Annotated in this window: 22 protein-coding genes; 17 read left to right on the top strand and 5 right to left on the bottom strand. The window is 67.1% G+C overall.

What is annotated here, in order from left to right; all coding sequences use genetic code 11:
- Positions 1-5 precede the first annotated feature (5 nt).
- The gene (locus AC1VXD_RS13595; RefSeq protein WP_482992481.1) at positions 6-584 is read right to left on the bottom strand and encodes a GNAT family N-acetyltransferase; all 579 of its coding nucleotides are present in this window, start codon (positions 582-584) and stop codon (positions 6-8) included.
- Positions 585-737: 153 nt separating this feature from the next.
- Positions 738-2,627, bottom strand: coding sequence for a DNA topoisomerase IV subunit B (gene parE / locus AC1VXD_RS13590; RefSeq protein WP_108759523.1), 1,890 nt, complete (start codon positions 2,625-2,627; stop codon positions 738-740).
- A gap of 158 nt (positions 2,628-2,785) precedes the next feature.
- Here parE and AC1VXD_RS13585 point away from each other — a divergent pair, with 158 nt between their 5' ends.
- The 10 genes from AC1VXD_RS13585 (at position 2,786) to truD (ending at position 10,692) form a co-directional block, all read left to right on the top strand.
- Entirely contained in the window at positions 2,786-3,022 is a 237-nt protein-coding gene (locus AC1VXD_RS13585) for a hypothetical protein (protein ID WP_108768460.1), read from the top strand.
- Positions 3,023-3,420: 398 nt separating this feature from the next.
- Entirely contained in the window at positions 3,421-5,085 is a 1,665-nt protein-coding gene (locus AC1VXD_RS13580; RefSeq protein ID WP_482992480.1) for a CTP synthase, read from the top strand.
- An 88-nt stretch (positions 5,086-5,173) separates the two neighbouring features.
- Positions 5,174-6,004: a 3-deoxy-8-phosphooctulonate synthase gene (gene kdsA / locus AC1VXD_RS13575; protein WP_079221430.1), complete on the top strand. Its 831-nt coding sequence runs from the start codon at positions 5,174-5,176 to the stop codon at positions 6,002-6,004.
- A complete protein-coding gene (locus AC1VXD_RS13570) occupies positions 6,001-6,345 on the top strand; it encodes a hypothetical protein (protein WP_482992479.1) in 345 nt (114 codons plus the stop codon). The genes kdsA and AC1VXD_RS13570 overlap by 4 nt, the downstream gene beginning before the upstream one ends.
- Positions 6,345-6,731: a hypothetical protein gene (locus AC1VXD_RS13565; protein WP_482992478.1), complete on the top strand. Its 387-nt coding sequence runs from the start codon at positions 6,345-6,347 to the stop codon at positions 6,729-6,731. The genes AC1VXD_RS13570 and AC1VXD_RS13565 overlap by 1 nt, the downstream gene beginning before the upstream one ends.
- 58 nt (positions 6,732-6,789) lie before the next feature.
- Positions 6,790-8,082 (top strand): phosphopyruvate hydratase, encoded by a 1,293-nt coding sequence (gene eno, locus AC1VXD_RS13560; protein WP_482992477.1) that lies wholly within the window; start codon positions 6,790-6,792, stop codon positions 8,080-8,082.
- A 4-nt stretch (positions 8,083-8,086) separates the two neighbouring features.
- Positions 8,087-8,437: a cell division protein FtsB gene (ftsB, locus tag AC1VXD_RS13555; RefSeq protein ID WP_079221434.1), complete on the top strand. Its 351-nt coding sequence runs from the start codon at positions 8,087-8,089 to the stop codon at positions 8,435-8,437.
- Entirely contained in the window at positions 8,434-9,132 is a 699-nt protein-coding gene (gene ispD / locus AC1VXD_RS13550) for a 2-C-methyl-D-erythritol 4-phosphate cytidylyltransferase (protein WP_482992476.1), read from the top strand. Before ftsB ends, ispD begins: the two co-directional genes overlap by 4 nt.
- Before the next feature lie 34 nt (positions 9,133-9,166).
- Positions 9,167-9,664: a 2-C-methyl-D-erythritol 2,4-cyclodiphosphate synthase gene (gene ispF, locus AC1VXD_RS13545; RefSeq protein ID WP_079221436.1), complete on the top strand. Its 498-nt coding sequence runs from the start codon at positions 9,167-9,169 to the stop codon at positions 9,662-9,664.
- The gene (gene truD, locus AC1VXD_RS13540; RefSeq protein ID WP_482992475.1) at positions 9,661-10,692 is read left to right on the top strand and encodes a tRNA pseudouridine(13) synthase TruD; all 1,032 of its coding nucleotides are present in this window, start codon (positions 9,661-9,663) and stop codon (positions 10,690-10,692) included. The genes ispF and truD overlap by 4 nt, the downstream gene beginning before the upstream one ends.
- A gap of 102 nt (positions 10,693-10,794) precedes the next feature.
- On the opposite strand, the gene AC1VXD_RS13535 is transcribed toward truD, so the two are convergent.
- Positions 10,795-11,334, bottom strand: coding sequence for a Smr/MutS family protein (locus AC1VXD_RS13535; protein ID WP_108768465.1), 540 nt, complete (start codon positions 11,332-11,334; stop codon positions 10,795-10,797).
- Between the two features lie 209 nt (positions 11,335-11,543).
- Here AC1VXD_RS13535 and surE point away from each other — a divergent pair, with 209 nt between their 5' ends.
- From surE to AC1VXD_RS13515, 4 genes are read left to right on the top strand one after another with little or no spacing between them, the layout of a single operon-like run.
- Entirely contained in the window at positions 11,544-12,323 is a 780-nt protein-coding gene (gene surE / locus AC1VXD_RS13530) for a 5'/3'-nucleotidase SurE (protein WP_108768466.1), read from the top strand.
- A complete protein-coding gene (locus AC1VXD_RS13525; protein ID WP_108768467.1) occupies positions 12,320-12,997 on the top strand; it encodes a protein-L-isoaspartate(D-aspartate) O-methyltransferase in 678 nt (225 codons plus the stop codon). Before surE ends, AC1VXD_RS13525 begins: the two co-directional genes overlap by 4 nt.
- 19 nt (positions 12,998-13,016) lie before the next feature.
- Positions 13,017-13,631 (top strand): YqaA family protein, encoded by a 615-nt coding sequence (locus AC1VXD_RS13520; protein ID WP_482992474.1) that lies wholly within the window; start codon positions 13,017-13,019, stop codon positions 13,629-13,631.
- Complete coding sequence (locus tag AC1VXD_RS13515; protein ID WP_482992473.1) at positions 13,628-14,419, top strand: peptidoglycan DD-metalloendopeptidase family protein; 792 nt, start codon at positions 13,628-13,630, stop codon at positions 14,417-14,419. The genes AC1VXD_RS13520 and AC1VXD_RS13515 overlap by 4 nt, the downstream gene beginning before the upstream one ends.
- Positions 14,420-14,517: 98 nt before the next feature.
- Here AC1VXD_RS13515 and AC1VXD_RS13510 read toward each other — a convergent pair whose 3' ends face one another.
- Positions 14,518-14,892, bottom strand: a complete 375-nt coding sequence (locus tag AC1VXD_RS13510) for an Mth938-like domain-containing protein (protein WP_482992472.1) — start codon at positions 14,890-14,892, stop codon at positions 14,518-14,520.
- Positions 14,893-14,905: 13 nt separating this feature from the next.
- Positions 14,906-15,211: a ribosome assembly RNA-binding protein YhbY gene (gene yhbY / locus AC1VXD_RS13505; RefSeq protein ID WP_079221444.1), complete on the bottom strand. Its 306-nt coding sequence runs from the start codon at positions 15,209-15,211 to the stop codon at positions 14,906-14,908.
- Between the two features lie 65 nt (positions 15,212-15,276).
- Here yhbY and rlmE point away from each other — a divergent pair, with 65 nt between their 5' ends.
- From rlmE to AC1VXD_RS13490, 3 genes are all read left to right on the top strand, one after another.
- Positions 15,277-15,909, top strand: coding sequence for a 23S rRNA (uridine(2552)-2'-O)-methyltransferase RlmE (gene rlmE, locus AC1VXD_RS13500; RefSeq protein ID WP_008265654.1), 633 nt, complete (start codon positions 15,277-15,279; stop codon positions 15,907-15,909).
- Positions 15,910-15,974: 65 nt separating this feature from the next.
- Positions 15,975-17,912, top strand: a complete 1,938-nt coding sequence (gene ftsH, locus AC1VXD_RS13495) for an ATP-dependent zinc metalloprotease FtsH (RefSeq protein ID WP_174213498.1) — start codon at positions 15,975-15,977, stop codon at positions 17,910-17,912.
- A gap of 100 nt (positions 17,913-18,012) precedes the next feature.
- The gene (locus AC1VXD_RS13490; RefSeq protein ID WP_108768472.1) at positions 18,013-18,201 is read left to right on the top strand and encodes a hypothetical protein; all 189 of its coding nucleotides are present in this window, start codon (positions 18,013-18,015) and stop codon (positions 18,199-18,201) included.
- The last annotated feature ends 197 nt before the right edge of the window (positions 18,202-18,398 follow it).

Genomic DNA, 18,398 nt, shown 5'->3' with positions numbered 1-18,398 from the left:
TTCGGTCAAGCGGGCAGGGCGCTGCGGTCGCCGTCGTCGGCCAGCAGTCCGTACACCGCCGAATCGGACAGCTCCCCCTGGATGCGCCAGCGCTGGCGCAGCACGCCTTCCAGGTGGAAGCCGAGGCGGTCGAGCACGTGCGCGGACGGGTGGTTGCGCGGGTCGATCTCCGCTTCCACCCGGTGCAGGCCCAGCGTGTCGAACAGATAGGCCAGCAGCTGTTGCAGCGCTTCGTGCATGTAGCCCTGGCCCTGCTTGCCGGGGGCCAGCAGGTAGCCGATCTCGGCGCGGGCCGCGTCGCGGTCCAGGGCAAACACCACGCAGATGCCCAGCAGCGGGCCGTCCAGTGATTCGCGCACCGCCAGCTTGAGCTGGGTGCCGGTGGTGTGCGCGGCGAGGTCGTCGTCGATCTGTGCGCGGGCCTCGGTCGGCCGCGTCCACGCCGGATGGTTCCAGAAGCGCATCACGTCCGGGTCGGACTGCAGCGCGAACAGGGCGGCCGCATCATCGCGGCGGATCGGGCTCAGGACCAGGCGCGCGCTGTGCAGCGGCAATCCCGGGAACAGCAGCGAGTGGCTGGCCAATACGAGGGTCCACGCAGAGAGACAGGCATTATGGCGCCGCTGGGTTTGCCGATGGGGGCGTGATGTCTGTAGGGCCGAGCCGATGCTCGGCTGCCCGGCAGGATGCGAAGTGCAGCCGAGCGTGGGCTCGGCTCTACAGAAGGGCTGCGAGCGTCAGGCTTCCAGCGACGCCAGGTCGCCCTTGCTCTCCAGCCAGCCCTTGCGGTCAGACGCACGCTTCTTGGCCAGCAGCATGTCCATCAGCGAACGGGTCTGTTCGCCGTCGTCCACTGTCAGCTGCACCAGGCGGCGCGTATCGGGGTGGATGGTCGATTCGCGCAGCTGCGGCGGATTCATTTCGCCCAGGCCCTTGAAGCGGGTGACGTTGACCGCGCCCTTGATCTTCTCGCGTTCGATCTTGTCCAGGATCGAGCGCTTCTCTTCCTCGTCCAGGGCGTAGAACACCTGCTTGCCCACGTCGATGCGGAACAGCGGCGGCATCGCCACGAACACATGGCCGGCATCGACCAGCGCCGGGAAGTGCTTGAGGAACAGCGCGGTCAGCAGCGTGGCGATGTGCAGGCCGTCCGAGTCGGCGTCGGCGAGGATGACGACCTTGCCGTAACGCAGGCCGGCGATGTCTTCCTTGCCCGGGTCGCAGCCGATGGCCACGGCCAGGTTGTGCACTTCTTCCGAGGCCAACACGCTGTTGGACGACACTTCCCAGGTATTGAGGATCTTGCCGCGCAGCGGCAGGATCGCCTGGAAGTCCTTGTCGCGCGCCTGCTTGGCGCTGCCGCCTGCCGAGTCACCTTCCACCAGGAACAGTTCGGTGCGCGACAGGTCCTGGCTGATGCAGTCGGCCAGCTTGCCGGGCAGGGCCGGGCCTTGGGTGACCTTCTTGCGGACGACCAGCTTCTCGGTCTTCAGGCGCGCACTGGCACGCTCGATGGCGATCTGCGCGATCTTCTCGCCCAGCTCCACGTTCTGGTTCAGCAGCAGGCTGAAGGCATCGTGGGCAGCGCCTTCGACGAAACCGGCGGCCTGGCGCGAGGACAGGCGTTCCTTGGTCTGGCCGCTGAACTGCGGGTCGGTCATCTTCAGCGACAGCACGAACGACACGCGGTCCCACACGTCTTCCGGGGCCAGCTTGACGCCGCGCGGCAGCAGGTTGCGGAAGTCGCAGAACTCGCGCAGCGCTTCGGTCAGGCCGGTGCGCAGGCCGTTGGCGTGGGTGCCGTGCTGGGCGGTGGGAATCAGGTTGACGTAGCTTTCCTGCACCAGCTCGCCTTCCGGCAGCCAGGCCACGGCCCAGTCAACGATCTCCGTGTCCTTCTTCAGGTTGCCGACGAACAGATCGGCCGGCAGCGATTCGCGGTCGCCCAGCTCCATCTTCAGGTAGTCGCGCAGGCCGTCTTCGTAGTACCAGGTGTCGACTTCGCCGGTGGCTTCGTCGGTCAGCTTCACGGTCAGGCCCGGGCACAGCACGGCCTTGGCGCGCAGCAGGTGCTTGAGCGCACGCACGGCGAACTTGGGCGTATCGAAGTACTTCGGGTCCGGCCAGAAGCGCAGGCGGGTGCCGGTGTTCTTCTTTCCGACCGTGCCGACCACTTCCAGCGGCGAGGCGCGGTCGCCATCGCGGAAGGTGATGCGATGCTCGGCACCGTCGCGCTTGATGTGGATCTCCACCAGGGTGGACAGTGCGTTGACAACGCTGACGCCCACGCCGTGCAGGCCGCCGGAGAAGGTGTAGTTGTTGTTGTTGAACTTGCCGCCCGCATGCAGGCGGGTCAGGATCAGCTCGACGCCCGGGATCTTTTCTTCCGGATGGATGTCCACCGGCATGCCGCGGCCGTCATCGCTGACCTCCACGCTGCCGTCCTTGTACAGGGTGATCTCGATCGAGCGGGCGTGGCCGGCGAGGGCCTCGTCCACCGAGTTGTCGATCACTTCCTGCGCCAGGTGGTTCGGGCGCGCGGTGTCGGTGTACATGCCAGGACGGCGCTTGACCGGGTCAAGGCCGGACAGGACTTCAATATCGGCGGCGTTATAGCGTGCGTTCATCTATCTTCAAAGCGCGGAGCGACGCGCAAGTGTGCGGCGTGGACGGGAATTTTGCACGCCTGCGGTTCAGCCTCGGCGCCGGGGAGGGGGTAAAATGACAGTCGCTGGAATCTGAACGCCGGCGCCCCCATGTCCAAGCCATACGCGAGGAGGACTCCATGAAGAAGTTGCTGACCATTGCGATCCTGGCCGCTGCCGCCGTTGCAGTGCCGCTGGTGATGGCGCAGAACGCAGGCCCGTCGGCCCCGCAGCAGGGTGACCAGGCGGACAAGGCCGCGCAGTCCGAGGCCGATGCCAAGGCCAAGCGCCGCGCCCAGGCCAATGCTGAAATGAAGGCCAAGGGCCAGCCGGTCCCGCAGCAGGAAGAAGAAGAGGAAGCGCGGAAGAAGAAGTAAGGCGTCCGCCGCCGAGGCTTCTGCCGCAAGGCTCTGGCCCCTGAACGCCCCGCAATGCGGGGCGTTTTCTTTTAGTGGTGACGCCATCTGCCCCTTGGGTTGGCGGCCATCTATCTGTAAACTATGGCTTTCCGGGAGTAGTGCGTGTCCACCATTTGCGAATGGGCTGGGCCGGCCATGCGTGGCCTCCAGCAATGCGGGTCGCAGGTGACGGTCGAATTGACCGGCACGGCCGCCCCGACCTCGCACGATGGTCTCCGTCCGGCGCCTGCCGCCGACCGGTCCCGCGTCTCCCTCGCTGCCCCAGCGAACCGGAAAACCCCCTTTCTGCTCCACGCCCGCCCTTCGGGCAGGCGTGGCGCTGCCGTTTTCCATTTCCAGACAGGATGCTTGCAGCCATGACTCCCTTGATTTTCGTAACCGGCGGCGTGGTGTCCTCGCTCGGCAAAGGTATTGCCGCTGCGTCACTGGCCGCCATCCTCGAAGCGCGTGGCCTGAAGGTCACGATGATGAAGCTCGACCCGTACATCAACGTCGACCCGGGCACCATGAGCCCGTTCCAGCACGGTGAGGTCTACGTCACCGACGACGGCGCCGAGACCGACCTCGACCTGGGCCACTACGAGCGCTTCGTGCGTACCCGCCTGAGCCGCAAGAACTCGGTTACCACCGGCCGCATCTACGAGAACGTCATCCGCAAGGAGCGCCGCGGCGACTACCTGGGCGCGACCGTGCAGGTCATCCCGCACATCACCGATGAAATCCGCCGCTGCATCGACGAGGCCACCGAAGGCTACGACGTGGCCCTGGTCGAGATCGGCGGCACCGTCGGTGACATCGAGTCGCTGCCGTTCCTGGAAGCGATCCGCCAGGTGCGCACCGAGCGCGGCCCGGAGAAGGCGCTGTTCATGCACCTCACCCTGGTGCCGTACATCGGCGCCGCCGGTGAGCTGAAGACCAAGCCGACCCAGCACTCGGTGAAGGAGCTGCGCTCGATTGGCATCCAGCCGGACGTGCTGCTGTGCCGTTCCGAGCAGGCCGTGCCGGATTCGGAGCGCCGCAAGATCGCCCAGTTCACCAATGTTTCCGAGCGCGCCGTCATCAGCGTGCCGGACGTGGACGTGCTGTACCGCATTCCGTCGGGCCTGCACTCACAGGGCCTGGACGAGATCGTGGTCAACCAGCTGAAGCTGGCCGACAAGGTCGGCCCGGTCGACCTGTCGATGTGGGAGGACGCGGTCGACGCGACCCTGCACCCGCTGGATGAAGTGACCATCGCCGTGGTCGGCAAGTACGTCGACCACCAGGACGCCTACAAGTCGGTCGGCGAAGCCCTCAAGCACGGCGGCCTGCGCCAGCGCACCAAGGTCAACCTGAAGTGGCTGGAAGCGCAGGACCTGGAAGGCACCGACATGGCGGCGCTGGCTGATGTCGACGGCATCCTGGTGCCCGGTGGCTTCGGTGACCGTGGTTTCGAAGGCAAGGTGCTGACCTCGCAGTTCGCCCGCCAGAACAGCGTGCCGTACTTCGGTATCTGCTACGGCATGCAGGCGGCCGTGGTCGACTACGCGCGCCACGTGCTTGGCCTGGAAAACGCCAACAGCACCGAGAACGACCGCCAGTCGCCGGACCCGGTGATCGGCCTGATCACCGAATGGCGCACCGCCACCGGCGATGTCGAGAAGCGTGATGACAAGAGCGACCTCGGCGGCACCATGCGCCTGGGCCTGCAGGAGCAGCGCCTGAAGCCGGGCACGCTGGCCCGCGAGCTGTACGGCAAGGACGTGGTGTCCGAGCGTCACCGCCACCGCTACGAGTTCAACAACCGCTACCGCACCCAGCTGGAGGATGCCGGCCTGGTGATCTCGGGCAAGTCGATGGACGACACCCTGGTCGAAGTGGTCGAGCTGCCGCGTGATGCGCACCCGTGGTTCCTGGCCTGCCAGGCGCATCCGGAGTTCCTGTCCACGCCGCGCGATGGCCACCCGCTGTTCATCGGTTTCATCCGTGCCGCGCGCGAGCGCAAGGCTGGCGGCGCACTGCTGGCGCAAGCCCGCGCCTGACTTGTGAAGGGGGGCTTCGGCCCCCATCCTGCATGCTTCAACCCCAGCACGCCGGTCCTGCCGGCGTAGCGGACAACAAGGAAACGCCATGAAACTGTGTGGATTCGAGGTCGGGCTGGACCAGCCCCTGTTCCTGATCGCCGGCCCCTGCGTGATCGAGTCGATGCAGCTGCAGCTCGATACCGCCGGCAAGCTGAAGGAGATCACCGATCGCCTCGGGGTCAACTTCATCTTCAAGTCGAGCTTCGACAAGGCCAACCGTACCTCGGGCACCGCCTTCCGCGGCCCGGGCATGGAAGAAGGCCTCAAGGTGCTGGCCGAAGTGAAGAAGCAGATCGGCGTGCCGGTGCTGACCGACGTGCACGAATACACCCCGATGGACGAAGTCGCCTCGGTGGTGGACGTGCTGCAGACCCCGGCGTTCCTGGTCCGCCAGACCGATTTCATCCGCAAGGTGTGTGCGGCCGGCAAGCCGGTCAACATCAAGAAGGGCCAGTTCCTGGCACCGTGGGACATGAAGCCGGTCGTCGAGAAGGCCAAATCCACCGGCAACGAGCAGATCATGGTCTGCGAGCGTGGCGCCAGCTTCGGCTACAACAACCTGGTCAGCGACATGCGTTCGCTGGCGGTGATGCGTGACACCGGCTGCCCGGTGGTGTTCGATGCCACCCATTCGGTGCAGCTGCCGGGCGGGCAGGGCACCAGTTCCGGTGGCCAGCGCGAACACGTGCCGGTGCTGGCACGTGCGGCGGTGGCGGTTGGCATCTCCGGCCTGTTCGCCGAGACCCATCCGGATCCGTCGAAGGCGCTGTCCGACGGCCCCAACGCGTGGCCGCTGGACCAGATGGAAGCCCTGCTGGAGACCCTGATGGAGCTCGACGCGGTGACCAAGAAGCACGGTTTCTCGCGCTTCGCGTGAGTCTTGATCCGTGGGCGGCGCTGGAAGCCCAGCGTCGCCGGCGCTCCTGGCGGCAGTGGCCGTGGGGGCTCATCGCGCTCGGCATGGCGTTGCTGTCGCTGTCCGGTGCTTTCTTCATCTTCATGCTGGTGGGCGCAGCCATGCGTCCGCCCGGCGATGGTGCGCACGTCGATCTGAAGCCCTATGTGATCGCGCTGGTGCTCGCCGAACTGATTACGGTCAGCGCGGGTGTCATCGCATCGGTGCTGGCCTGGCGTTTGAACCGCGGCAAGGTCACCGCTGCGCTGGCACTGGTGCTGCTGTCGCTGTGGCTCGGCACGCTGTTGCACGATCTGTTCTGATGAATACGGGCGAAGCGCGCCCCGGTGGCTGGCCCTGGGGGCTGATCGCGCTGTTGCTGGCGCTGCTCGCCTGGGCCGGACTGTTCGGTGCCGGGCTGGCATTCGCCGCCAGCATGGGCTCGCCCGGTGATGGCAACCATGGCATGCAGGCCATGAAGTACTGGATTCTGGCCGCTCTTCTTGTGCTCGGCGGTTCCCTGATCAGTTCAGTGGCTGCCGCCGTGCTGGCCTGGCGTCGCCGGCGCGGACCGGTCTGCGCGACCGTCGCAATGGTGCTGCTGACACTGCTGGTCTCGCTGCTGCTGATCGTGGCGGGGGCCACCCAAGGGCCAGCACTGGTCGCTGCCGAACACACCATTTGGCAAGCGGCGGGCAGCCGGGGATAATCACGCGGCATTTCACATTTGTCGCATTCCCTCCTCCAGACAGGTAACCGGTCCGCTCATGAGTACGATCCGCAGCATCCACGCCCGTGAAATCCTCGACAGCCGTGGCAACCCCACGCTGGAAGCCGAAGTCATCCTGGAGGACGGTTCGTTCGGTCGCGCCGCGGTTCCCTCCGGCGCCTCGACCGGCACCAAGGAAGCGGTCGAGCTGCGTGACGGCGACAAGACCCGTTATCTGGGCAAGGGCGTGCACAAGGCCGTCGAGAACGTCAACGGCGCCATTGCCAACGCACTGAAGGGCTTCGAGGCCGTCGACCAGGCTGGCCTGGATCGTCGCCTGATCGATCTGGACGGCACCGAGAACAAGGGCCGCCTGGGCGCCAACGCGCTGCTGGCCGTATCGATGGCCGCCGCACATGCCGCCGCCGCTTCCAGCAAGCAGGCCCTGTGGCAGTACCTGGCCGCCAAGACCGGTGCGACCCCGTCGCTGCCGGTGCCGATGATGAACATCATCAACGGCGGCGCCCACGCCGACAACAACGTCGATTTCCAGGAATTCATGGTGCTGCCCGTGGGCTTCACCTCGTTCTCCGAAGCCCTGCGCGCCGGCACCGAAATCTTCCATTCGCTGAAGTCCGTGCTGAAGAGCCACGGCCTGAGCACCGCCGTGGGCGACGAAGGCGGCTTCGCGCCGGACTTCCGCAGCAATGTCGAAGCGCTGGATACCATCCTTGAGGCCATCGGCAAGGCCGGCTACACCGCCGGTGAAGACGTGCTGCTGGGCCTGGACGTGGCCTCCAGCGAGTTCTTCGAGAACGGCAAGTACAACCTGGTGGGCGAGAACAAGCGCCTGACCTCCGAGCAGTTCGTCGACTTCCTGGCCGACTGGGCCGCGCAGTACCCGATCATCACGATCGAAGACGGTCTGGCCGAGAACGACTGGGCCGGCTGGAAGCTGCTGACCGACCGCATCGGCAAGAAGGTGCAGCTGGTGGGCGACGATCTGTTCGTCACCAACCCGAAGATCTTCCAGGAAGGCATCGATTCGGGCACCGCCAACGCGATCCTGATCAAGGTCAACCAGATCGGCACCCTGAGCGAAACCCTGGAAGCGATCGCCATGGCCGACCGTGCCGGCTACGCCGCCGTGGTCTCGCACCGCTCGGGCGAAACCGAAGACACCACCATCGCCGACATCTCGGTGGCCACCACCGCCACCCAGATCAAGACCGGCTCGCTGTGCCGCAGCGATCGCGTGGCCAAGTACAACCAGCTGCTGCGCATCGAGGAAGCCCTCGGCGCCAGCGCGCGTTACGCCGGGCGTGACGCGTTCGTTTCGTTGAAGCGCTGAGCCCATGCGCGACTGGCGCTGGCTGCTGTTGCTGCTGGCCCTGCTGCTGGCATGGCTGCAGTACCGTTTCTGGTTCGGCCCGGGTAATTCGGGTGAAGTGATGATGCTCGAAGCCCAGGTCGCCAACCAGGAACGGGACAATGAAGGTCTGCAGCAGCGCAACGATGCGCTGGCTGCTGAAGTGAAGGACCTCAAGGAAGGCCAGGCCGCCATCGAAGAACGCGCGCGCAGCGAGCTGGGCATGATCAAGCCCGGCGAGAAGTTCTACCGCGTGGTGGAGGATGCGCCGGTCCGTCCGGCGCAGGCTGCACCGGTCGCGGCGCAGGTCGGCGACCACCCGGCGGACGTGCCGTGAGCGCGGCCATCTGGGCGGTCGTCCCGGCTGCCGGGCGCGGCACCCGTTTCGGCGCGCCGCTGCCCAAGCAGTACCTGCAGGTGGGCGGGCAGATCCTGCTCGCCCACACCCTGGATGCGCTGCTGGCGCACCCGGCGGTGGCCGGGGCGATGGTGGTCATCGGCGAGGACGATGCGGATTGGCCGGGCTGGACCGGGTGGTCCGGCAAGCCGGTGCTGACCTGCATCGGTGGCGCGACCCGTGCCGCCTCGGTGCTGGCCGGTCTGCAGGCCTTGCCGGACAGCGTGCGTGCCGACGAGTTCGTGCTGGTGCACGATGCCGCGCGGCCCAACCTGTCGTTGGCTGACCTCGGCCGCCTGCTGGAAGTGGGGCGTGCCGACCCGGTCGGCGCGATCCTTGCCGCGCCCGTGCGCGACACCCTCAAGCGTGCCGGCGACGATGGTGGCATCGATGGAACCGAACCGCGCGAGCGCCTGTGGCGCGCGCTGACGCCGCAGCTGTTCCGCCGCCACCAGCTCGTCCGCGCGCTGGCCGCTGCGGCCGCCAGTGGTGTCGATGTCACCGACGATGCCATGGCCATGGAGCGCCAGGGCCAGCGTCCGCTGCTGGTGGAAGGCAGCGAGGACAATTTCAAGGTCACCACGCCGGCCGACCTTGACCGTTTCGAATTCGTACTTTCCCGCCGCGCCGGCTGATCGCCCGCGCGGCCCTGCTGCAAGGGTTGCATCCATGAGCACCGCTCCGTTCCCGCCCGTCCGCATCGGCCAGGGCTACGACGTCCATGCCTTCGGTGAAGGCGACCACATCATGCTCGGCGGCATCCGCGTGGCGCACAGCTGCGGCGTGCTGGCCCACAGCGATGGCGACGTCATCCTGCACGCGCTGTGCGATGCCATGCTCGGCGCCATCGCGCTGGGCGACATCGGCCAGCACTTCCCGCCCAGCGACGACCGCTGGAAGGGCGCGGACAGCAGTGATTTCGTCCGCCATTGCGACAGCCTGCTGCGCGAACGCGGCTGGCGCGTCGGCAACACCGACATCACCGTCATCTGCGAGCGGCCCAAGGTCGGCCCGCATGCGCTGGCCATGCGCGAACGCATCGGTGGCCTGCTGCAGCTGCCGCTGGATGCGGTCAGCGTCAAGGCCACCACCTCGGAGAAGCTCGGCTTCACCGGCCGTGGCGAGGGCATCGCCGCGCAGGCCGTGGTCCTGCTGGTGGCGGCATGATTCCGTTGCCGCTGGCCTTCGGCGCGCCGCTGCTGAGCGCGCGCATCCGCACCAGGCCGGAGGATTTCCAGGTCGACGAACTGCCGGCCTTCGAAGCCACCGGTGAGGGCGAGCATCTGCTGCTGCACATCCGCAAGCGCGGCGCCAACACGGTGCACGTGGCCAAGCTGCTGGCGAAGTGGGCCGGCCTGCCGGAAATGGGCGTCAGCTACGCCGGCATGAAGGACCGCAATGCGGTCACCACCCAGCGTTTCAGCGTGCACCTGCCCAAGCGCATCGCCCCGGACCTGGCCACGCTGGCCAGCGACGAGATCGAAGTGCTCGAGGCCACCTGGCACAACCGCAAGCTGCAGCGCGGTGCGCTGGCCGGCAACCGCTTCAAGCTGGTGCTGCGCGACGTGCAGGGCGATGCTGCGCCCATCGATGAGCGCCTGCAGCAGATCGCCACGCGCGGCCTGCCGAACTGGTTCGGTGAACAGCGTTTCGGTCGCGACGGTGGCAACGTGCCGGCGGCGCTGGCGATGTTCGGTGGCCGCCGCATGCGCCAGGACCAACGTTCGCTGCTGCTGTCGGCCGCGCGCTCGGCGCTGTTCAACCGCGTGCTGGCCGCGCGGGTGGAGCAGGGCAGCTGGGACCAGCCGCTGGACGGCGAGGTGTGGATGCTCGATGGCAGCCGCAGCGTGTTCGGCCCCGAACCGTACACCGATGTGCTGGCCGAGCGCCTGGCCCGCTTCGACATCCACCCCAGCGCGCCGCTGTGGGGCGAGGGTGAGCTGCGCAGTACCGATGTCGTCCGCGCGCTGGAACTTGCCGCGCTGGACGATGAGGAATCGCAGGCGCTGCGTGCCGGACTGGAAGGCGCGCGCCTGAAGCAGGAACGCCGCGCGCTGCGCCTCCGTCCGGCGCTGCTGCAGCACCAGTGGCTGGGCGCGGACGTGCTGGAGCTCTCGTTCGCCCTGCCGCCGGGCTGCTATGCCACCGCGGTGCTGCACGAACTGGGCCCGGTGGAAGACGCCTCGCAGGGCTGATCGCCGGGCGGGGTCGGGATATCCACGCATGGCGTGGATCTACCGGCATCGCATGAGCCGCCGCGCCTGGTCGTAGATCCACGCCATGCGTGGATGAGGGGATCAACGCCGCGCCAGCAACACCAGCACCGCACCGGTGCCGCCCTGGCCGGTCGGTGCCGAGTGGAACGCGAGCACGTCGTTGCGCAGCCGCAGCAGGCGGTCGACCAGGTTCTTCAGCACCGGTGCGCCGCCATCGGACTGCAGGCCCTTGCCGTGGATGATGCGCACGCACCCGTACTCGTGCGCGTGCGCTTCCAGCAGGAACTGGCGCAGCAGCGTTTCGGCCTGCGCGGCGGTGGCGCCGTGCAGGTCCAGTTCGTCCTGTACCGAATACTGGCCGCGCTTCAGGCGCTGGAACATCCGCGGCGGCAGGTTGTCGCGGCGGTAGCTGGCGGTGTCGCCGGCTTCCAGTGGGCTGCTGTCGCGCAGCAGGCGGGCGAACTCGCCCGCGGCCTCGGCTTCGTCGCGTTCGGCCATGCGTGCGCGCGGCTTCGGTTTCGGCGCGGACGGTGCCGGCTCGACCTCCTTGCGCAGCGGCTTCACTTCGCCGATGGCCGAACGGAACAGGGCGGCCGGATCTTCATCTTCAGGGTGCGACATGCGCACAGGGTAAACCGCCCGCGCGGGTCTGCCTATGTCGATTCGATGACGCGCATCACCACTGGCAGGGTAGGACCGGCGGCCCGCTTGCGGCACAATACCCGACGCACTTGCGCGATCGCCGGTTCCCGACAGGGGCACGGCCGGTCCCGCCCACGCGACAAGGTGACGGAATCGAATTCTTGGAAAATCAAGCGGTTAAATCGAAGATGCGCATCCTGGTCAGTAACGATGATGGCGTCGACGCCGCAGGCATCCGGATGCTTGCCGCCGTGCTGCGCGAGGCCGGCCATGAAGTGACGGTGGTCGCACCCGACCGCGATCGTTCCGGTGCCAGCAATTCGTTGACGCTGGACCTGCCGATCCGGCTCAAGCGCATCGACCACTACACCGTCTCGGTGGCCGGCACCCCGACCGACTGCGTGCACCTGGCGCTGACCGGCCTGCTTGAATTCGAGCCCGACATTGTCGTTTCCGGCATCAACAACGCTGCCAACCTCGGTGACGACGTCATCTATTCGGGCACCGTCTCGGCGGCGATGGAAGGTCGCTTCCTCGGCCTGCCGGCGGTGGCCGTGTCGCTGGTCACCCGCAACCACGACCCGAAGCACTTCGAGACCGCCGCGCGCGCCGCGGTGGAGATCGTCGCCCGGCTGAAGGCCGATCCGCTGCCGGCCGACACCATCCTCAACGTCAACGTGCCCGACCTGCCGTGGAATGAGGTCAAGGGCTTCGAAGTGACCCGCCTGGGCAACCGCCATCGCGCCGAAGGCTGCATCGCGCAGAAGGACCCGCGCGGCAACGAGGTGTACTGGATCGGCCCGGCCGGGCGCGAGCAGGATTCCGGCCCCGGCACCGATTTCCATGCGGTGCGCACCGGCCATATTTCGATCACCCCCATCCAGGTCGACCTGACCCGTTACCAGGCACTGGAGAAGGTGGCCAGCTGGGTCGGCGGCCTCAGCGCCGCGCTGGACCAGCCGGCATGAGCCCGCGCTTGCGCCTGCAACCGGAAGCGGTCGGCATCGGCATGACTTCGCAGCGCGTGCGCGACCGCCTGGTCGACCGCCTGCGCGAAGCTGGCATCGTCGACGAGTCCACGCTGAACGCGATCCGGGTGGTGCCGCGCCATCTGTTCATCGACGAGGCCCTGGCCTCGCGCGCCTACGAAGACACCGCGCTGCCTATCGGCCATGGCCAGACCATCTCCCAGCCCTGGGTGGTGGCGCGGATGACCGAAGCGGTGCTGCAGGTCGCTCCGAAGAAGGTGCTGGAAGTGGGCACCGGCTCGGGTTACCAGGCCGCCGTGCTCGGCGCGGTGGGCCTGGAGGTCTACACCGTCGAGCGCATCGGCGATCTGCTGCGCCAGGCGCGCAAGCGCTTCCGCGCGCTGGGCATGAACATCCGCACCAAGCATGACGACGGCCGGGTCGGCTGGGCCGAACACGGTCCCTTCGATGCGGTGGTGGTGACTGCCGCGGCACCGGCCCTGGTCGATGCCCTGGTCGAGCAGCTGGCGGTCGGTGGGCGCCTGGTTGCGCCGGTGGGTGGCCCGGGCGGGCAGTCGCTGGTGCAGCTGGACCGCAGGGAAGACGGCAGCATCGAACAACGCGTGCTGGCACCGGTCACGTTCGTGCCGCTGCTGTCTGGCATGCTCGATTGAATCCACGGAGCAGGGTTGCATGAAGATTTTCGGACCGCTGTACGAGCGGGCGATGAAGTTGGCAGCGCACGAACGCGCCCCGACCTACCTGACGGTATTGAGTTTCTTTGAGGCGATCATCTTCCCGGTCATGCCGGAAGTGATGCTGGCGCCGATGTGCGTGGCCCAGCCCAAGCGCGGCTGGTGGTTCGCCACGCTCAGCCTGGCCGGCTCCATGGTCGGTGCGGTGGTCGGCTACGCGCTGGGTCACTTCGCCTTCGAGGCGATCAAGCCGCTGTTCGAGACGCTGGGCATGCTGCCGGCCATCGAGCAGGGCATCGCCACGGTGCAGGCCAAGATGGCCGAGTCGCCGTGGGCGGTGTTCACCTTCCTGGTGCTGGGCGGCTTCATGCCCATCCCGATGAAGGTCTTCACGTGGGCTTCGGGTATCGTCGGCGTGCCGATGCCACAGTACCTGCTGAGCATGTTGATCGGTCGCGGCAAGCGCGTGTACGTGCTGGCTGCGGTCATCCGCATCGGCGGTGCGCGTGCCGAAGCGGCGCTGCGTCGCTGGATTGAACCGCTGGGCTGGATCGCCACCGTGCTGGTGGTGGGGCTGGTTGCCTGGCTTGTATGGAGGTCGAAGTTCGCATGAGTGCAGATCGTCTGAGCAAGGGAGTGCGCATCGGCGCGCTGGCGTTGCTGGTATCCACGCTGGCCGCCTGTGGCACCGCCACCGTCGTCCGCCCCGGCGGCAGCAGCGGTGGCAGCACTGTCAGCACGCCCAAGGCCTCGGTGCCCAAGCCCGGGCAGACCGTTGTCGTGCGCAAGGGCGACACGATCTATGCGCTGGCCCGCATCCATGACATCACTCCGGCCGACCTGATCGCCTGGAACCGCTTGGACAACCCGTCGCAGATCTATCCGGGTCAGGTGATCCGCCTGTACCCGGCCGGTGCCACCGGCGGCCGCGCGCCGACCACGGTGGTGACTCCGCCGCGCAGCAGTGCAGGCAGGACCACTCCGGCACCTGCGCCGGTGGCGACGGCCCCGGTCGGCCCGGTGAAGAGCAACATCGACTGGCGCTGGCCGGCCGATGGCGCGATCGTCGGCCGCTACGTGGCCGGTGACGCGACCAAGCAGGGCGTGGACATCGCTGGCACCAGCGGCGCTGCCGTACGCGCCACCGCCAACGGCGTGGTGGTGTATTCCGGTGCCGGCCTGGTCGGCTACGGCGAGCTGATCATCATCAAGCACAGCGACCAGTGGCTGTCGGCCTATGGCCACAACCGCAAGCGCCTGGTCAACGAAGGGCAGAACGTCAAGGCGGGCGAGCAGATCGCCGAGATGGGCCGTACCGGCGCCAACCGCGACATGCTGCACTTCGAGATTCGCTACAACGGCAAGCCGGTCGACCCGCAGCAATATCTGCCAGCACGTTGATCTGACGCCGCGATCCGGCGGCGCCCGGGCATCGGCTCGGGCGCTACAGACAACCTGCAAACCAGGGTAGCGCCGGGCCAGGCCCGGCAGCTCTTGCCTCAACCTTCCAGAATGAAGGCGGCGGCGACCTTGCGGCCTTCGCCGGCAAGAATGTTGAACGTGCGCGCGGCGGCCGGGTTGTTCATCACTTCCAGGCCGATGCCACGCGACAGGCAGGCGGCCATCACCGCGGCAGGCGGAAACACCTGCCGGTCGCCGGTGCCCAGTACGATCAGCGCTGGATTCAGCGCAAGAATTGCTTCGAGGTGGGCCAGCTGCAGGTCCGCGGCCTGGCGCACCGGCCACTGCGCGACCAGCTGGTCGGGGGTCAGGAAGAAGCTCTGCCCCAGCACCTGGTCGTTGACCTTGGCCGAGCGGCCGTCGGCAGCGCGCAGGCTGTAGGCGTAATCGGGCGGTTCGTGGTTCAGCTGCATGGGGGCAGGGCAATCAGCCGCGCGGCAGCACGATCTGGCGCTGTTCCTTGCTCGGGCGGTACAGCACGGCAACGTGGCCGATGCGCTGCACCAGCGCCGCCTCGGTGGCTTCGACGATCTCGGCGATCATCGCGTCACGGGCGTCGCGGTCCTCGGCGGCAACCTTCACCTTGACCAGTTCGTGGCGCTCCAGGACTTCGTTCAGCTCGGCGATGAAGGCCGGCGTGATGCCCTTGCCGCCGGTCTGCAGCAAGGCCTTGAGGTCGTGGGCGTGGCCGCGCAGGAAACGGGTCTGGGAGGCGGTCAGTGCGATGGACATGCAGGAAAAGGGGGTTGAATGGGACGATCAGGGTATCATGACGACCCCATCAGCCCCTATTTCCAATGGCCACCCGTAGCAAAAGCAGCCAGCGCTGGCTCAAGGAACACTTCTCCGACCCCTTCGTGAAGAAGGCGCAGGCCGAAGGCATGCGCTCGCGCGCGGCCTACAAGCTCGAGGAGCTGCTCGAACGTGACCGCCTGCTGAAGCCGCACATGGTGGTCGTCGACCTCGGTGCGGCCCCGGGCGGCTGGTCTCAGCAGGTCCGGAGACAGATCGGCGACACCGGCCGCGTGCTCGCGCTGGACATCCTGGACATGCCGCCGCTGGCCGGCGTGGAGTTCCTTCACGGTGACTTCAGGGAAGAAACCGTCCTATCGCAGTTTGAAGCCATGCTCGGGGATCAGCCGGTAGACCTTGTGCTGTCGGACATGGCCCCCAATAAGAGTGGTGTGGGCGCGGTCGACCAGCCGCGGATGATGCACTTGGCCGAGCTTGCGCTGGACTTCGCTGACAATCACCTCAAGACCGGTGGGGCGTTCCTGATCAAGCTGTTCCAGGGTGAAGGCTTTGACGACTACGTGCGCGAGATGCGCCGCCGGTACGACAAGGTCTCCATCCGCAAGCCGGAAGCATCGCGCAAGCGCTCGCCCGAGGTGTATGCCTTGGGACAGGGCAAACGCGCCCACATGAAGTAAGCTCGCCGAGTACGCTCGACCCCAACGCAAGACCCGCACTAAGAGGAACGCCGGAGCCAATGAGGATGAACGACTTGACCAAGAACCTCCTGCTATGGGTGGTCGTCGCCGTCGTGCTGATGGTGGTCTTCCAGAGCTTCTCGCCCAAGTCCTCCGGGGCCGGGGCGCAGGGCGCGACGTATTCGCAGTTCCTGGACCAGGTGGACAGCGGCAACGTACAGAAGGTCACCTTCGGTGGCGATTCGCGCGGCCTGACCAACCAGCTCACCTACACCACCCGTGGCGGCCAGACGGCCACCATCGCCGCGCCGGCCGATCGCGACCTGATCAACGTGCTGCGCACCAAGAACGTGGACATCGTCCAGGAAGAGCCGTCCAGCGGCATTTCCTTCGCGGCCATCCTGATGAACTTCCTGCCGGTCATTCTGATCATCGGCTTCTGGCTGTTCATCATGCGCCAGATGCAGGGCGGTGGCGGCGGTGCCAAGGGCGCGATGTCCTTCGGCAAGTCGCGCGCCAAGCTGCAGGGCGAGGACCAGATCAAGGTCACCTTCGCCGACGTCGCCGGCTGCGACGAGGCCAAGGAAGAAGTGGGCGAACTGGTCGACTTCCTGCGCGACCCGTCCAAGTTCACCAAGCTGGGCGGCAAGATCCCGCGCGGCGTGCTGATGGTGGGCCCGCCGGGTACCGGCAAGACGCTGCTGGCCAAGGCCATCGCCGGCGAAGCCAAGGTGCCGTTCTTCTCGATCTCCGGTTCGGACTTCGTGGAAATGTTCGTCGGCGTCGGCGCCAGCCGCGTCCGCGACATGTTCGAGCAGGCCAAGAAGCACGCGCCGTGCATCATCTTCATCGACGAAATCGACGCCGTCGGTCGCCACCGTGGCGCCGGCCTGGGCGGCGGTCATGACGAGCGCGAGCAGACCCTGAACCAGCTGCTGGTCGAAATGGACGGCTTCGAGGGCGGTGAGGGCGTGATCGTCATCGCCGCGACCAACCGTCCGGACGTGCTGGACCCGGCGCTGCTGCGCCCGGGCCGTTTCGACCGCCAGGTCGTGGTCGGCCTGCCGGACGTGAAGGGCCGCGAGCACATCCTGAAGGTACACATGCGCAAGCTGCCGCTGGCCGACGACGTCGAGCCGATGGTGATCGCGCGCGGTACCCCGGGCTTCTCCGGCGCCGACCTGGCCAACCTCTGCAACGAGGCCGCCCTGTTCGCCGCACGTGGCAACGAGAAGGAAGTCCGCATGGACCACTTCGACCGTGCCCGCGACAAGATCCTGATGGGCGCCGAGCGCCGCTCGATGGCCATGAGCGAGGAAGAGAAGACCCTGACCGCCTACCACGAGGCCGGCCACGCCATCGTCGGCCGCCTGGTGCCCGAGCATGACCCGGTCTACAAGGTCACGATCATTCCGCGCGGTCGCGCGCTGGGCGTGACCATGTACCTGCCGGAGGGCGACAAGTACTCGATGAACCGAGTGGCGATCAAGTCGCAGCTGTGCTCGCTGTACGGTGGTCGCGTGGCCGAAGAGTTGATCTTCGGCGCCGACAAGGTCACCACCGGTGCCTCCAACGACATCGAGCGCGCCACCAAGATGGCCCGCAACATGGTCACCAAGTGGGGTCTGTCGGACCAGCTCGGCCCGATCGCCTATGGCGAAGAGGATGACGAGGTGTTCCTGGGCCGTTCGGTCACCCAGCACAAGAGCGTGTCCAACGACACCGCGCGCCGCATCGATGAGGAAGTGCGCAACATCCTCGACGAGGCCTACGCACGCACCACCGAGCTGATGACGGCCAACCTGGACAAGCTGCACGCGATGTCCCAGTTGCTGCTGCAGTACGAGACCATCGATGCGCCGCAGATCGACGCCATCATGGAAGGCCGCGATCCGCCGCCGCCGGCGGGCTGGAACAAGTCCAACAAGGACGGTGGTGGCAACGACAAGGGCGGCGACGCTCGCCCGCTGCCGCCGATCGCCGGCCCGGCCGAGTCGCACTGACGGCCGCCATTGCTGATCGCAGACGAGGCCGGGGAAACCCGGCCTCGTTGTTTCCGGGCCGCAAGGCCCATTGAAGTCACCGCCTTACGCTGGAGCCTGCATGTCCGTTCCCCCGCCGCAACCGATCTCCCATACCGTTGAAATGGTCATCGCGACCATCGTCGGTGTCGCCGTGGGCCTGAGCGTGGACAATCTGCTACTGGGCTGCGGTGTCGGCATCGCCGTTGGCATCCTGCTGAGCATCATCAAGACGCTGTACGTGGACCGGAAGCGCCGCCGGCAGCGTTGAGGGTGTTCCCTCTGCAGCGCTGCGCCCTGCACCTGCCGAGGCAACGTCAACGTCAACGTCAAAAGCTGGCTGTCCATGGGATGGCGGGGCGGTGTGGGTGGTCAGGACGCGCCGTAAACCCATCCGTGGGGGCTCGTAGGCGCCATCCATGGCGCCTGCGGTCCTGCCCACCCACACCGCCCCACCTCTGACAGGTT

Source organism: Stenotrophomonas sp. STEN054 (genome assembly GCF_056854535.1).
The sequence above is the reverse complement of the archived record's forward strand: the minus strand, read 5'-3'. Positions and strand labels throughout refer to the sequence as shown.